General features: G+C 41.2%; 13 protein-coding genes. 4 read left to right on the top strand and 9 right to left on the bottom strand.

The features are described from left to right. Positions 1-90: 90 nt before the first annotated feature. Positions 91-828 (bottom strand): phosphoribosylaminoimidazolesuccinocarboxamide synthase, encoded by a 738-nt coding sequence (gene purC / locus BV375_RS16520; RefSeq protein ID WP_086762311.1) that lies wholly within the window; start codon positions 826-828, stop codon positions 91-93. Between the two features lie 842 nt (positions 829-1,670). On the opposite strand from purC, the gene BV375_RS16510 reads away from it, so the two are divergent. Then, a complete protein-coding gene (locus tag BV375_RS16510) occupies positions 1,671-1,955 on the top strand; it encodes a hypothetical protein (RefSeq protein WP_208095787.1) in 285 nt (94 codons plus the stop codon). A gap of 328 nt (positions 1,956-2,283) precedes the next feature. Here BV375_RS16510 and BV375_RS16505 read toward each other — a convergent pair whose 3' ends face one another. The 6 genes from BV375_RS16505 to BV375_RS16480 all read right to left on the bottom strand — a co-directional run bounded on the left by BV375_RS16505 (position 2,284) and on the right by BV375_RS16480 (position 9,869). Further along, positions 2,284-4,932, bottom strand: a complete 2,649-nt coding sequence (locus tag BV375_RS16505) for a GAF domain-containing protein (RefSeq protein WP_086762574.1) — start codon at positions 4,930-4,932, stop codon at positions 2,284-2,286. 192 nt (positions 4,933-5,124) lie between these two features. Continuing rightward, the gene (locus BV375_RS16500) at positions 5,125-6,261 is read right to left on the bottom strand and encodes a glycosyltransferase family 1 protein (protein ID WP_086762305.1); all 1,137 of its coding nucleotides are present in this window, start codon (positions 6,259-6,261) and stop codon (positions 5,125-5,127) included. A 6-nt stretch (positions 6,262-6,267) separates the two neighbouring features. Beyond that, on the bottom strand, positions 6,268-6,912 hold the full coding sequence (locus BV375_RS16495; protein ID WP_086762303.1) for a DUF4291 domain-containing protein: 645 nt from the start codon (positions 6,910-6,912) through the stop codon (positions 6,268-6,270). Positions 6,913-6,924: 12 nt separating this feature from the next. After that, a complete protein-coding gene (locus BV375_RS16490) occupies positions 6,925-8,079 on the bottom strand; it encodes an NAD-dependent epimerase/dehydratase family protein (RefSeq protein ID WP_086762301.1) in 1,155 nt (384 codons plus the stop codon). Between the two features lie 291 nt (positions 8,080-8,370). Then, positions 8,371-8,901 (bottom strand): hypothetical protein, encoded by a 531-nt coding sequence (locus BV375_RS16485; RefSeq protein WP_086762299.1) that lies wholly within the window; start codon positions 8,899-8,901, stop codon positions 8,371-8,373. Between the two features lie 95 nt (positions 8,902-8,996). Then, positions 8,997-9,869: a hypothetical protein gene (locus BV375_RS16480; RefSeq protein ID WP_086762297.1), complete on the bottom strand. Its 873-nt coding sequence runs from the start codon at positions 9,867-9,869 to the stop codon at positions 8,997-8,999. A gap of 296 nt (positions 9,870-10,165) precedes the next feature. Between BV375_RS16480 and BV375_RS16475 the strand changes: the two genes are divergently transcribed. After that, the gene (locus tag BV375_RS16475) at positions 10,166-11,599 is read left to right on the top strand and encodes a carotenoid oxygenase family protein (RefSeq protein WP_086762295.1); all 1,434 of its coding nucleotides are present in this window, start codon (positions 10,166-10,168) and stop codon (positions 11,597-11,599) included. A 53-nt stretch (positions 11,600-11,652) separates the two neighbouring features. Here the strand turns inward: BV375_RS16475 and BV375_RS16470 are convergent, their stop codons facing one another. Further along, positions 11,653-12,732 carry an RNA ligase family protein gene (locus tag BV375_RS16470; protein WP_086762293.1) on the bottom strand — a complete coding sequence of 360 codons (1,080 nt, stop codon included), beginning with the start codon at positions 12,730-12,732 and terminating at the stop codon, positions 11,653-11,655. Between the two features lie 141 nt (positions 12,733-12,873). Further along, positions 12,874-13,617, bottom strand: a complete 744-nt coding sequence (locus BV375_RS16465) for a Uma2 family endonuclease (protein ID WP_086762291.1) — start codon at positions 13,615-13,617, stop codon at positions 12,874-12,876. A gap of 96 nt (positions 13,618-13,713) precedes the next feature. Between BV375_RS16465 and miaB the strand changes: the two genes are divergently transcribed. Then, a complete protein-coding gene (miaB, locus tag BV375_RS16460; protein ID WP_086762289.1) occupies positions 13,714-15,078 on the top strand; it encodes a tRNA (N6-isopentenyl adenosine(37)-C2)-methylthiotransferase MiaB in 1,365 nt (454 codons plus the stop codon). A 222-nt stretch (positions 15,079-15,300) separates the two neighbouring features. Next, on the top strand, positions 15,301-15,819 hold the full coding sequence (locus tag BV375_RS16455; protein WP_086762287.1) for a macro domain-containing protein: 519 nt from the start codon (positions 15,301-15,303) through the stop codon (positions 15,817-15,819). Positions 15,820-16,120: the final 301 nt, after the last annotated feature.

The raw sequence follows: 16,120 nt of genomic DNA, 5'->3' as shown, positions 1-16,120 counted from the left end.
ACTTCCTCATCACGTCCACACACCATCACAAGGCAATCATGCTCTCATGTAAAAGGTAAAAAATAAAAATGGTATTTTTACCGATTTTATTTAATTTAGGCTTTCTACTGCTTGTAATACTCTTTGTAAAACCTCCTGGTAGGCGTTTTCTACATTTCCTAAGTCTTTGCGAAAGCGGTCTTTGTCCATTACCCGGCGGTTAGTATCCTCTTGGGCTGTGTCCCACAAACGGCAAGTGTCGGGGCTAATTTCGTCCGCTAAGAGCACTTGTGCTTTTGAGTCCAAGCCAAACTCTAGTTTGAAGTCTACTAGGGTAATACCGCAACGCAGCCAAAAGCTGCGCAGAAACTCATTAATTTGCAATGCTAGATGGGTAATTGTCTCAACTTGTTCCGGAGTTGCTAGTTCCAGCAGGTAAAGGCGATCGCGAGTCAGTAAAGGATCGCCTAATTGATCGTTTTTGTAATAAAACTCTACCAACGGCTGTTTTAGTATTGTGCCCAATGGCAGCCCTGTTTGCTCACATAGACTCCCAGCTGCAATATTTCGCACAACGACTTCTAATGGCAAAATTTTCACTGCCTTCACCCGCATTTGATGTGGGGCCGGGCTGTCAATATAGTGAGTTTTTATACCTTGTGTTTCTAAATGCTGAAACAGTTTACTGGAAATACTACAGTTAATATTTCCTTTACCTATGATACTGCCACGTTTTTGGGCATTAAAGGCAGTGGCATCGTCTTTAAAATCAGCCAACAAGACTTCAGGATCATCCGTCTTGTAGAGGATTTTTGCTTTGCCTTCGTATAACTTGGAATAAACAGACATGGTGAGCGGTAATTTTACAGGTGATGGCCAGGTTTTGGCTCTTAAAGCTAAACCATTTTATCTTTAGTTATTAGTAATTAGCCATTGCTTATGAATCAACGGTCAATCACAACAGGCAGTTAGCACTGTTATTTGATTGATGAATTTACTCGTAGAGGTAGACAATAGGTAACCCAGTCTTAGCGTTTCCCACGCCACTTGCTACGATAGCGAACTCGTCTCCTGGGGAGGAAAACTTTGTCGCAGCCCTAGTCTTTTTAGCAGCGACTGCTTTGGAAACCAGCGTAACGTCCAGCTTTTCTATGAGCGACTGGCGAATCAGAAGAGCAACAAACAATCTACAGAAAAGAAAGGAGGTTCAAAATTAGGTCTTTTTTTTCATCAAGCCAGATTCCTATAGCAGTGTTAAATTATCTTTGGCGCAAAATAAATTTTTGAGTCAAGTGTATTTTTTGACAATGTAATTAAATTTATCTATGCAAGAAAAAATATTTTGTTTGAGCAATATAGTATATATTAATACCTTAACAATCAGGCTTTTAGCGTAGTTAATGGTGGTCGTTATTTCGTGCAATCATGCATTAAGATGTAATGAATTGGCAACTAGCAGGAGTAAAGTATCCTACCTACTTTTGCAACGTTAATTAAAACCTTCTTAGTAAATCCCGATATTTAATGGTTTTTAGCTTTGATAATCTCTGCCAAAACTTAAAATTGACAAATTTGCTCAAAAAGTTTAAACAAGAGGGATTTATTTTTCAATTACTCCCGACTGGATAAAACAGAGATTTAGAGCGGCTAGTGATTCAGCTTCAGATATAAACACAGGGGGAGTTGAATAAGTGGAGAAAAAAATAGTGAGTAAAGATGATTTTCTCTATCCTCGTGGCCGCTACTACGGTCACGTAAAGCCAGAAAACTTAGTTTTCAATGCAAATCTACAGGAATTTGCTCAGAAAGTAAGTTATATTTGTAACTTAGAAACAGGGGGTAAATTACCGCCAGAAGAAGCTTACGAACAAATAAAAGAGCTTTGGAAACAGTTGAAACGTACAAAAAAACAACTAAAAATTGGTGAAAGCCCTTTTCAGGATGACCAGGATAACCAGGATCAGCCTGAAGGATAAAGCTAGAAATATAACTAACACCACCCTCCGGAGCAAGCGAAATTCTCAATAAGAAAGCTTTAATTTTGGTTTTCTGACGTTTTTTAGAGGCTCCGGCTTTACTCTGCGATAATCATCAACTCCAAAGACGCAGGGTAGATTGTCTTCATGCCCGCGATCGCTGTATTTAGTAAAATTAAATACAAAATCTAACATAGAAAAAATATCTAAATTTGTTTGGTATACTTATACAAGTATTCACGGCAAAATACTAAATTGGTTTTCTATGCTTCAATTTCAAATGCTATTAAGCCTTGCTTGTTAGGCAAGATTATTACTTGAACGTCTGTTACTTAGCAGTCATAGTCCAGACACCATCCCAAGAATCAGGGGGTGGTGTTTGTTGGTAATTATGAGCACGTTCTAAGTGAATATTTACGGCTTGGTCTTGAGGGCGAATATTCTTGGCAGCTTCAAAACAGGCGATCGCACGTTGGAAGTTACGTGCTAAATAAGCGATTCTTCCAGACTGATAATAGAACAAAAAATCTTGCGTGACATCATCTAAAGGAGTAGTGCGATCGCTAATTAACTCATAGATATTTACTGCTTGATACTTACCTTTGACGCGGATTTTATCTAACTGCCGCGCCCAAATGCGATCGCTACACAGTTGATAAGTAAATTCACTCAAAACAATGTCACAACCATATTCTTTTGTCACACCTTCCAAGCGGGAACTTAAATTGACGCCATCCCCAATGACGGTATAATCCATACGTTTGTGGGAGCCAATATTACCAGAAACTACTTCTCCCGAACTAATTCCAATGCCTATATGAATTTGTGGCTGTGCTTGAATAATCCGGCGCTGATTAAATTCTGCTAACCGTTGGCGCATATCCAATGCAGCTTGCACGGCTCGCCAAGCATGATTTTCTGTGAGGGGTAAAGGCGCACCAAACACTGCCATTAAAGCATCGCCAATAAACTTATCTAAGGTGCCTTCATGGTTAAAAACTGCCTCTACCATTGTTTCAAAATACTGGTTGAGTAACGATACCACCTCAGCTGCACCGAGATTTTCTGTAAGGGTGGTATATCCCCGGATATCAGAAAATAAAATTGTTACTTCCTTCCGTTCTCCCACCATTAAGGCATCTTCCCCCAAAGCCATCACTTGCTCGGCAACATGAGGTGTGAGGTAGCGGTACATAGTAGTTTTCAGGCGTTTTTCCTGGCTGATGTCTTCCAACACCACCAAACCACCCCGGACTCCACCCTCTGGGTTAGTTAAGGGATTCACAGTCAAATTGGTGCTGCGTTCGACTTTTTGCACCTCATTCGCACTCAAAAACTTAGATTGGGGAGTAAGGGGTAGATTCCAGGGAATAAAAATATCTGGATTTTGGCGATCGCACACTGCCAAAATTAAGGAACCAGGGGTGTAAAAGAGTTCCCCTAATGAAGGCGTGTTGCTTTGGTTGTGACGTTGCTGTGTCCATCCCGCATCCATTTCATTAGGTACTCGGCACTCAGAACTTTGGATGTGGTACAGTCCCACAGTTAAACTTTGCTCGGGAACGTAATGTTTTGCTCCGGTTTTTAGACTATCTTCCAGCCGCATTTGCAAATTTTCAATGGGCACAACTTCCCAAACTAAGCGCCCAAGCAAATTTTGTTCCCACAAATGTTTATTACTTTTTTGATGAGTATCTCCTATCGGACAACCAAGTAATTCCAGTGCGGCATCATTAATAGTGACAATTCGACCTGCCATATCTGTAGAAATGACAGCATCAGACAAACTTTGCAAAATGTCTTTTTGATACTGTTTTTCTAACAGCACATTTTCAAAAAGGCGAGCGTTTTCCAGAGCAATTCCAGCTTGGATATTAAAAGCTCGCATGAATTCTTCATCAGAAGCAGTAAAACTACCTTGTTGCTTATTAATTAACTGAGTTACACCAATTAATTCATTGGCAGAATTAAAGACTGGTAAACATAAAATATTGCGAGTTACATACCCAGTCTTTCTATCTGTAGATGGATCGAAGCGGGGATCTTTATAAGCATCTGGGATATTCACCGCTTCACCAGTGGAAGCCACATAACCAACAATTCCGCGATTAGATGGCATCCGAATTTCAATTGAGTTTGTCCCATCTGCTGCCGCCGCAACCTTTGTCCAAAGTTCCCCCATTTCTTTACGATGTAAAAATAAGGTGCTGCGGTCTGCTTGCATTAAAATCCTGGCTTGCTCCATCACTATCTGCAAAGTTGCTTCTAAATCTAAACTTTGCCCTAGGGTTTGAGTTGCCCGTAAAAGCGCTGTGGCTCCCCGTTGATTGCGAGCTGCTACATAGAAAGTTTGGCAGCTTTCTAAAATAATGCCAATCGAAGAAGCAAAATCTCGAAATCGTTCCTCATCATCATGATTAAAGGGAATATCCCCAGCTTTATTAGCCAGTTGTACCACTGCTACGGTTTGGCCTTTGCTACTAACAACTGGCATACATAAAAGATTGCGAATTTTATAGCCCATTTGTTTTTCTAGCTCTGGGCTAAATAAAGGATGAGTAGCGGTTTCAGATATATTTAAATATTGACCAGTGCTAGCAACATGACCAGGAATACCAACTGTAATTGGAGTGCGAATTTCTAAGAATTTTTGACTATTATCTTGGGGAACTTTTGACCACAGCTGGCCTTTGTCATAATCTACTAAAAAAATTGCCGTGTGCTCTGCTTGAAGAATTTGACCAATTTTTAGTGTGATCGCTTCTAAGACTTTCTCCAGCATAGTTTCTAGAGCTTCATTATTGATCAGTTCAATTGCTCTGAGAAATTGCTGAAACTCAGCAGTAATAAAATCGAGTAAACAAACAAATTCGTTAACAGAAAGATCTTTAACACGACGCAGTAAAGCGTGGGTACGATTAACTTGCGTAAGTTCAGTTAATGTAGCCAGGACGCTACCAGGATTAGGGAGTGTCATGGGAATTTTAATTTTAGATTTTAGATTTATATTGCTATACACCATTTAACTAAGAATTACTACAGCACACAAAAATCAGCCGAAGGGGGACGCGAAGATAATTTTTCTCAAAATATCTCAATGTCCCCACATCTTGCTTTTGCGCATCCGCCTGATGGGTTAACTTAGTGCCATTTGTGTTCAAATGCTTACCTAGATAGCTCTAGTCAGCTTTTGAGAAAATAGCACCTTTTGATAGTAATCTTGTAGCTGGCGTGTGGCGTTTGCCCATCCCCACCTTTCGGCTTCTTTTCGGGCATTTTGACGGATCAGGTCACATTCTTGTTTCTCCTGTAAAAGGCGAACAGTAGCGGTAATTGCACCTTGAATATCTGCTGTTGGCTCAAAGAGATAGCCATTAACCCCGTCTGTAACAATATCAGGAATTCCGCCTGAACGAGCTGCGACGACAGGACAACCAGCCGCCATTGCTTCTAGTAAGACTAATCCCAGTGTTTCTGTGCGGGAAGGAAAGATAAAAGCATCAGCACTCGCAAAAGCAGAACCTAACTCCCGTCCCATGAGATAACCAACAAAGTTGGTGTTCGTGCCAGCAAAGTGTTTTTCTAATGCTTGGCGGTGAGGCCCATCTCCTACCAATGCCAAACGTGCTTGGGGAATTGCTTCTAAAATTGGTTTGATGCGCTCAATTTCTTTCTCGGCAGATAGACGACCAACGTAGAGTAGCAACGGACTTTCTGGGTGATTTTGTGTTAAACGCGATCGCATCTCGACACTAGCTAAATCAGGATGAAATAATTCTGTATCCACCCCTCTTTGCCACAAGTCTACCCGTTCAATACCATGTGCTGATAATTCCTCCACCATTGCCGTGGAAGTGCATAGATTTAACTCGGCTTGATTATGAGCGCCTTTGAGTAATTCCCAGAGCAAGCCTTCCAACATCCCCAAGCCGTAATGCTGAAGATACTGGGGTAAATGGGTATGGTAAGACGCTACTAAAGGAATTTTTAGGACTTTGCTATAAAATATCCCAGACAATCCCAAAACTGCTGGATTTACAACATGGATAATATCTGGTTGAAATTCTTCTAAGGCGTAACCAATGGCTGGCCGAGGTAGTGCCATTTTTAACTCTGGATACAATGGCAGAGGAAAGCCAGTCACGCCGTAAACTTTCGCTCCTTTATGTTCGGTGATACCGCCTTCAGGAGCAATTACTAAGACTTGATTTCCATGACGCTGTAGATGGTCAACGGTGTGACGCAGGCGCGTCACAATGCCATCAACCTTGGGCAAAAAGGTTTCAGTGAATAGGGCTATTTTCATGCAAAACTATTCAGTCCAAGCAGATAATTCCAGCTTCTTTTGCGTTTCTTTCTCAATCACAGCGTAAACTGTCTCCCGTGGCGTAATCAATTCTGCACAGTCAGAATTAATGTTTTGCCGCTGTTGTTGGACAAAATTGGAAATGTCTTCAATATTTAAAATCCAATCTTTGGCATAAGTAGCTAGGACTTTTCCTCGTAACCCTAACTGAATAGCACGGCGCTCTAACTTGGCCCCAGATGGGTGATGATCGGGGTCCCATTGTAAGCGTACCTGTGACTGCTTCAGGGCTGTTTGCCATGCATTTCTATTTGGATAAAGTTCTGGAATATAGCTGGAATGAACAGCCATCGCTAAAATTTCATCAAAGGCAAAACGTTTAATCCAAATAGCCAACATCACTTCTTGCCCAGTTTTTGTACCCCAACCGGAACGGTACATCATCCACAAGAAGTTAGGCTTGATCCAACTCATGCGCTCAAGACTAAACTCTCCACCAAAATAACCGTGTGCAGCAGCAAATTCACCAATAGCTGGACGATACGCCTGATAAACAACAATTGAATGGTCGTCATATTGCGCTAAGATATGACGACCAGTGTTAGGCCAGGAACTTACTTGACTTAAATAAGGTTCTGTAATTAGCCGCACACACAATTTACCCTATTTTCTATGCCAAGAGACTTTGGGTAGAATTTGCTGATTATCAACTCGTTTCTGATACTTGATAGCAAAGTTTAACAGAGAATCAAGTAGAGAATCAGAGAGATAGTGGGGTTGTAAACCTAAATCGAGTAGTTTGGTGTTTTTAGCGTTGAAATAATGTTCTTCTTTCTCAACTCTGGGATTATCTAGGTGATTGACTTCTACATTCAATCCCATAGCGTTCCCGGCTTTTTTCACCATCACCGCTAAGTCGCCAACGCTGAATTGTTCGGTAAATTGGTTAAAGACACGGAATTCACCAGGTTGGGCAGGATTAGCGATCGCTAGTTCTACACACCGCACTGTATCCCGAATATCTAAAAATCCGCGGGTTTGTCCGCCTTTACCGTAGACGGTGAGGGGATGACCAATAGCTGCTTGAATGCAGAAGCGGTTAAGTGCTGTACCAAACACCCCATCGTAATCAAGGCGATTGATTAACAATTCGTCCATTCCCGTTTCTTCGGTTAAGACGCCATAAACTACACCCTGATTTAAGTCTGTAGCCCGTAATCCCCAAATTCGGCAAGCGAAGTGGATGTTGTGACTGTCATGGACTTTGCTAAGGTGATACATTGAACCCGGTTGTTTGGGATAAGGCAATGTATCTTTGCGCCCGTTGTGTTCAATGGTGATGTAACCTTCTTCGATGTCGATGTTGGGTGTACCATATTCACCCATTGTTCCCAATTTCACCAGATGACAGTCTGGGAAATCTTCCCGCATCGCATAAAGCAAATTCAAAGTGCCGACTACATTATTGACCTGAGTTAGAACTGCATGTTCACGGTCAATCATTGAAAATGGAGCCGAACGCTGTTCCCCAAAATGAACTATGGCACTGGGTTGGAATTTGTGCAGTGCTTTGTTGAGGAATTCGTAATTAGTAATATCGCCAACAAACAAGTCTATGGATTTACCAGTTAAGTCGTACCAGCGCTGGAGACGTTGCTGAATTGGCGCGATCGGAGTGAGAGTTTCGACACCTAGCTCGTTATCCCAGTGCCGCCGCACTAAACTATCTAAAATCCCGACCTCATAACCTTGATTTGAAAGGTAAAGAGCAGTCGCCCAACCACAATACCCATCGCCACCAATAACCAGGACTTTCATTTTTACCAGTTTTCACTCGCTGTAAGCTAAATCTACCAGGTTTGTGTCACCTCTCAACTATCCAAAGGGAGAAACTACTCAACAGATGTTTTTTCAAAGTGCTGTTTGCCATAGCTGGGAAAAGGTTTTGAAGGCAAAAGGAAAAAGGAAAATTTTATCGCTTTCTGCTTCAGCTTTTTTTTGCTGCCCTTTGCCCAACTTCTTGAGGAAATTTATAATTAGTGTTGATGCTCAATCCGAAATTTTGTCAAGGTATGACACAGGTAATTTCGTGAAAATTAATATAATTGGCTACTTAAGTACTTTATATTGCTGGGCAATGTAGTAAAAAAAACGATAGTAAGCAGTAAAATCTTGGCTTTGGCTTCTTCCTTGCCAGTAGTATTTGATTTGACCCTGAGTGATTGTGAGGGTCATTGAACTTACTTGCTGACCTACTTCTACAACCATTACCCCTGACAGTCCTTGAGCAGTCTTAAAGTTGGGATTCACAGTGATTTTGGCATTCCCCGCTTGGTTAACAGACTCTGGTAGCCGATTACCCGCCCAAGAGCGAATTTGTACTATATTTTTTTCAGGGGAAACAAAGGCAATCCCATCGTCATTGTCTGGTGCTGGTAAAGCATTCCAGTTGTTAGGATAGGGAAATTCAAAGCCGTACCGGGTATTAGTATAAATCTTCCAAGTGACATTAGAGGCATTAAAACCAGGTGCTGCACACCCCCACAGCATCATTAATAAAGCGATCGCTCTGCCAAAGCTGTGGGCGTTGAGATAAATTTTTCGCCCCAAACTACAAGCCTTAACCGTAGCAGTAGACATTATTGCACCTAGTTACCAATTCTCGAAAATTGGTTTTAGTTTATACTCAAAATCTATTTTTAGCATCTTGAATTTTTGTTTGAGCATGACAAACGCTAGAATTCATATTGCTTGAGCGCTTCAATATTTCCCTGCAATTGCACCTTGAATTTACCCATAAATGCGCTCTTCTGAGGGTAATAGTTATCTACAGCAACTTGTATAATTAGTTGCTCACGCTTAGTAATCTGGAAACTACGACCGTTGTGTTTTTCACTGCCACGACCTTGAGGCAATGTACTGATGCTGCCTAGTTCTCGGTGATTTTTATCCATAACTATGGCTGAGACAGTTCCAGTTCCGCGATCGCTTTGAGCGTCGAGGCTGACACCCAATTCCCCAGGATTGGCAATGAAAGTATAGTAGTAATTTGATTTATTGTCTGTTGTCCAAGAATTTTGGACTTCATTCACGGTAATCGCAACTGAATTATCTGACGATATTTGTACCGCCTGGGGTGCTTCAATATTTCCCTGTAATTGCACCTTGAATCTACCTAAAAATGTGCCCTTCTGTGGGTAATAGTTGTCTACGGCAACTTGTATAATTAATTGCTCACGCTTATGAATTCGGAAAATACGTTCGTTGTGTTTTTTGCTGCCAGATACTTGAGATAATGTACTGATACTTCCTAGTTGTCGGCGATTTTTGTCCATAACTATGGCTGAGACAGTTCCAGTTCCGCGATCGCTTTGGGTGTCGAGGATGACACGCAACTGCCCAGGATTGGCAATAAAGGTATAGTAGTAATTTGATTTATTCGCCGCTGTCCAAGTGTTCTGGACTTCATTTGCGGTAATCGGTAGTTGATTATCTGAAAATATTTGAGCAGTTACACTAGTTGTGGAAAAGATAGATGCTGCTATGACTGCCAGCGCTGCACTAGTTCTGTAGCGATTTGAGAAAATGTGAGTTACGGCTGTAATCATAAAACTTGTGGGCGCACAAATTACGCAAAGTAAAAAAAGGTTTTAGAAAAAAAGATAAACCTTGTCCATTTTGAAACCTAGAGTAGACGGAAAGCCCGCTACGAACAGTAGGGAGCAAGATGCTCTCACTACTTTTAAAACTATGGTTCTCAAAATAGATGTGGTTTAAAAATTTTTTCCTGTTTCACTACATTGGGAGTGATTATTATTTCGCCCAAATTTATTAAACTTAATTGACTCAATCGCCACGCCTAAATGCTTGCACCAGTTTCTTTAATTTTGAGAGCAAATTTTATATGCATACACTTGAAAAAAAGTCAACAAAAAGAGCCTGGTCTGGTGCGATCGCCCAACCTGCGGCAGAATTTCCTCCTACAGAATTATCGATTATTTCTGGCAATATCCCTGAAGGCTTACGTGGCACACTTTACCGCAATGGCCCTGCACGACTAGAACGTGGTGACATTCACGTAGGACACTGGTTTGATGGAGATGGGGCAATTCTGGCTGTGAATTTTAATGACTCCGGAGCCACCGGAGTTTACCGCTACGTCCAAACTGCTGGTTATCAAGAAGAAGCAGCCGCAGATAAACTGCTTTACGGTAACTATGGTATGACAGCTCCAGGGCCAATTTGGAATCAATGGCGTAGACCCGTAAAGAATGCAGCCAATACCTCAGTGTTGGCATTACCTGATAAACTGCTGGCACTTTGGGAAGGTGATAACCCTTATGCTCTCGACCTTCAAACCCTAGAAACTAGAGGTTTAGATAATTTAGGTGCTTTGGATAAGGGATTACCCTATTCTGCTCATCCCAAAATTGACTACCAAACTAGAGAGATTTTTAACTTTGGCGTTAGCCCTGGACCAAGTGCCAAACTCAATGTCTATAAAAGCAACTTTACTGGCAAGATTGTCCAGAAAGCTGAATTTAAGCTAGAAGGCTTTCCCGCAATCCATGATTTTGTACTAGCGGGGCAGTATCTTGTATTTTTTGCGCCAGCTGTGCGGGTGAATGTTTGGCCTATTCTCTTTGGAGCTAGCTCATATAGTGATTCACTACAATGGCACCCAGAAGTAGGTACTCAAATTCTGGTTATTGACCGTGAAAACTTATCTTTGGTAAGTCGGGGACAAACCGAACCTTGGTTTCAATGGCATTTTGCCAACGGTTATGTCGATGCTAGCGGTACAGTAATTGTTGATATTGCCCGTTATCGTGACTTTCAAACAAACCAATATCTTAAAGAAGTAGCCACAGGAGAGACTCACACCCCTGCTAAAAGTACGCTAACGCGAGTTCATCTGCATCCAGACACAGGTAAAGTTACAGTAATTCAAGAACTAATAGACAGACATTGTGAATTTCCGAGTGTACCTCAGCAAAATGTTGGGCAAGCATCGCGCTACACATATATGTCTTCATTCCGCCAAGAATCAGATATAGCCCAAGAAATATTAAACACGATCGCTCGTTTCGATAGCCAAACTGAAACTTTTACCGAAGCGGATTTAGGCGAAAATCGCTATTGTTCAGAACCCATTCACGTTCAAGATGCACAAAATCAAGAGCAAAGTTGGGTGATAACAATTGTTTACGACGGTAATTCTGATAGTAGCGAAGTTTGGGTATTTGATAGCGATCGCTTGGATGAAACACCTGTTTGTAAACTCGGATTACCCAGCGTTATTCCCCATAGCTTTCACGGTACGTGGAAACCAAATTAATTTTGCAGATTTCCAACATGCCCAACTTTTTCAAGAAGTCGGGCATCTAAAATTTATTGGAAGTAATTATCAACTAACTGTTGCGATGATTGACTTAACTGTTCAATCATGCTTTGCCGATCGGCATCCTCTAATGCACTAAAAATACTTTCATACTCTTCCATGAAGTTTTCTAATACATCCTTAACTAATAATTCCAGCAATTGCTGCCGCTGTTTTTTATTATTTGCAGAAACTCTACCCACTTTAGAAATAACATTGTTCAACCTAGTAGGTGTTACCAACGCTAGCATCTCCTGGCTCAATTCTTTTTCTATACTCATCTGTTGAGTAATTATTGGCTGTGGTTTCACAGTCCATTTTTTTGCCTGATGAAATCGGCTATCTTCTGCAAATTCGGGAATCTTCTTTTTCAGAATTGGACGGATTCTCTGTTTACCTATCTCTATATAAATAGAAGTTAGCGGTTTAATAACAATTCCTTCTGCCTTATTTACCAAAGGTAACTTAGGTAAACCTAAAGCTTTTGGAATTGTAGATTCAAACTCAATATTATATGCTAAAGCTTCTTCATATTTACCGATAAATAATGGTTCTGCTGCCATTATTTCCACGTGTTGAAAGAGCTTGAGCGCTATTTGATAATCTAAATAATATCTCCCGGTTACACTTTCACTTACCATTCCAACAATATCAAAAGCACAATATTCTATTTTGGGTGAGTAATAAACACCAGTCTGCACAGCTTGAACATGATTAACCGCAGGTACATCTGGATGAGGATACTCTCCGCCAAATAATTCTCCATAAACATATATTTTTTGCAACGGAGTTTCGGACTGCAAAATTCGGAAAATCTCTTTTACCTGCTGCGCTAATTTATCTTTTAAAGATTGATAATTAAAAAAATCATCTTCTGGCTGTAAGAACTCTTTCCTTTTGGCAAAGCGGACTTCTGAACCATTGGTAGTTATGCCAAAATTAGCACCATGAATTTTTTCTATGACTACCCAATCTGTTTTGGCAAACAGACGATAATCGGATTCTGCCAAACCCCATTTATTGGGATTTTCCGGAATTTTTTCATAGCTGATATACGTCCAGTCCGTGACGTTGCTATCTACTGCGTCCATAGCATCAAGGAATCTGATGTTGCACAGTTGAATTCTACATTAGAAGGTTATAAACAAGTGATCAAGCAGCAAACTGGTTTCCAATGCCTGCTATTTAAGTAACATTCTCCAGTCAACGCTACAGTAAATTTAGAGATAACATCAACCAGGTAATTGATTAGGGTCAATTCCCAAAGCTCTTAATTGTGCTGCTAGTTGTTCTGCTCTCTGTTCAGCACTTTGTGCTCTCTGCTCAGCTGCTTCAGCATGTTTTTCTGCCTGCTGTGCGCGTTCTGCACCAGTTGGCAAAATATTGCCTTCTTGATCGCACCAACGTAGCCAAATATCTTGCTTTCCTTCAAATATACCTTCCCATAAAGTCAGTCCTAAACCTACTTCTTCCAACCAGAAGGTTTCCATCTCCACATAGCGTCTTACCGCCAACTGGTAAGTACGCAGTATCTTGTCTCCCAAGATTTGCAAAGGATCAAAAACAACGTAGTATCCTACCCCCATCCGGGCATAGTCCCTCAGCTTACTGCCTAGTTCATTGCCTTCACGATTAGAGACAATTTCGATGACGACATCGGGAGCTTTACCAAACTCCCAGATAAAATAGGTACGGTTTTTCTTTTCCCGCCAGTCTTCAGGCATGGTAACATCCAAGCTGAGAAACACATCTGGCACTAATGGCGGTAAGCCGATACTGTAGAATACTCCAACATTCGCAGCTACTATAAATGCCTCAGCATTTGGAGAATTTAGCCAAGAAGTATATAAAACTTCCGTTAACAGACGCTGTTGTTTTTCAGAGCGAAAGTTATCCACAGGTATATCATCTTCGATAACTAATTGGCTAATGTCTGGGGCGGGAGCGATATCAGTTGATAAAGCTTCTTGAACCATTGGTGCGATCGCCTCCTGCTTCGGGTGGACTTTTCTATACTTTAATAGAATAGAAATAAAGCTTATATAACTTACGCTGATTAAGCATAATTCCCCATGACCACTTCTAAACGCCGCTATCACATCACTACTTTTGGTTGTCAAATGAATAAAGCCGACTCAGAGCGCATGGCTGGCATTTTAGAAGAGATGGGCTTTGAGTTTTCCGAAGACCCGAATCATGCAGATGTCATTCTCTACAATACCTGCACGATTCGGGATAATGCCGAGCAAAAAGTATATTCTTACCTGGGTAGACAGGCGAAGCGCAAACACGAGCAACCTGATTTAACATTGATTGTTGCTGGTTGCGTTGCCCAACAGGAAGGCGAGAGTCTATTGCGCCGCGTCCCAGAATTAGATTTAGTGATGGGGCCGCAACACGCCAACCGTCTCAAAGATTTGCTGGAATCGGTATTTGAAGGCAATCAAGTTGTGGCTACCGAGCCAGTTCACATTATGGAAGATATTACTCAGCCGCGACGGGATAGCAAAGTTACGGCGTGGGTGAACGTGATTTACGGCTGTAACGAACGCTGCACTTATTGCGTAGTTCCTAATGTGCGTGGTGTAGAACAATCCCGGACACCGGAAGCGATTCGCGCCGAAATGGCAGAACTAGGAAAGCAAGGTTACAAGGAAATTACTCTACTTGGTCAAAATATTGACGCTTATGGTCGTGATTTACCGGGAGTGACACCAGAAGGGCGTCATCTGCATACGTTCACAGATTTACTATATTACGTGCATGATGTCGCAGGAATTGAAAGACTACGCTTTGCTACTAGTCATCCCCGCTATTTTACTGAGCGTCTGATTAAAGCTTGTGCGGAATTGCCCAAGGTTTGCGAACACTTTCACATTCCTTTTCAATCTGGGGATAACGAATTGTTAAAAGCAATGTCACGAGGTTATACCCATGAGAAATACCGTCGCATAATTGACACAATTCGCCGTTATATGCCAGATGCGTCAATTAGTGCAGATGCGATCGTGGGTTTTCCTGGGGAGACAGAAGAACAGTTTGAAAATACCTTGAAATTAGTAGAGGATATTGGCTTTGACCAATTGAATACAGCCGCATATTCCCCACGTCCAGGAACACCAGCTGCTTTGTGGGAAAATCAACTGAGTGAAGAAGTAAAAAGCGATCGCCTACAAAGATTAAATCATTTAGTAGGCATTAAAGCAGCTGAGCGATCGCAACGTTATTTTGGACGTATTGAGGAAGTGTTAGTAGAAGACCAAAACCCCAAAGATCCAACTCAAGTAATGGGACGCACTGGCGGTAATCGTCTGACTTTCTTCACTGGCGATATCAAGGAACTTAAAGGGCAATTGGTAAAAGTTAAAATTACGGAAGTTCGTGCTTTTAGTTTGACTGGAGAACCAATCCAAGTCCGAGAACCAATGCCTGTCTAATCGTAAAACGCGATCGCCTGCAAAGATAAAATCATTTACTAGTCATGAAAGCAAGCGATCGCGTACTAAATACTCTGAAATACTACAATTGAACAATATATATTGATATTTTTTATGAAATTAGCGATTGTAGCTGAACCTCGAGCGCAACATCGTCAGAGGCTTGCTGCAACGTAACCCAAATCTTGATATTGTCAGAGTTCAAGACGTTGGTTTAATAGCATGGAATTATGGCTAGTTGACATTAACCTCACATTAGTTGAAGCGTGGAAGAAAGCTTTCACAAATTTTGATGGTGTTCGTATCAAACATGGCAATATTCTTGAAATAGCCGAGAATACTATTGTTTCTCCAACTAATAGTTATGGCTTCATGGATGGTGGAATTGACCTACTGTATACAGAGTTTTTTGGGATGACTCCGCAAACACGCTTACAAGAAGCAATCAAGAGTAGAGGTGAAGGTTATTTACCAGTTGGGGCTAGCGTTTTAATTCCTACAGATAATGCACTAATTCCTTACATGATTTGTGTATCCACAATGCTGACACCAGAATCGGTACCAACCTACAATAGTTTCTATGCAATGATTGCTGTTTTGAATACTGCATCCCGTTATTCTCAGATAGTTAAAAAAGTGTTTTGTCCAGGCCTTGCTACGGGTGTAGGTGGTGTAGTACCAGAATTAGCTGCACAGGAAATGGCTAATGCTTATCAAAAGTGGAGTTTGAGAAGAAGCTAATCAAAGTCGTGTTTCTTACCTCAACTCAACCTATTGGAACCAACAGTTTGGTGTTCCAATCAAGGAAATTGTGAAACTATGCTATCTCTTGAACAATTAACAGAACAAATAATGTCATTACCCAGTGCAGCAAGGGCATTGCTACTATTGAGGCAAAGAAGTCAATTTTTCTGTAAATTGCAGCATCAGCAACATAAGACGGTGATCGCGCATCCTCTGATGGTAAAGATGGAGTTAAATTCTGTAAAACATCAGGATAAAGGTGTATTCAGAAAAACTATTTTTTCAAAGAAGCGCTAGG

This window comes from Nostoc sp. 106C (assembly GCF_002154725.1).
GTDB lineage: Bacteria > Cyanobacteriota > Cyanobacteriia > Cyanobacteriales > Nostocaceae > Aulosira.
Note: the sequence above shows the minus strand (reverse complement) of the source record. Positions and strands in the feature narration are given on the sequence as shown.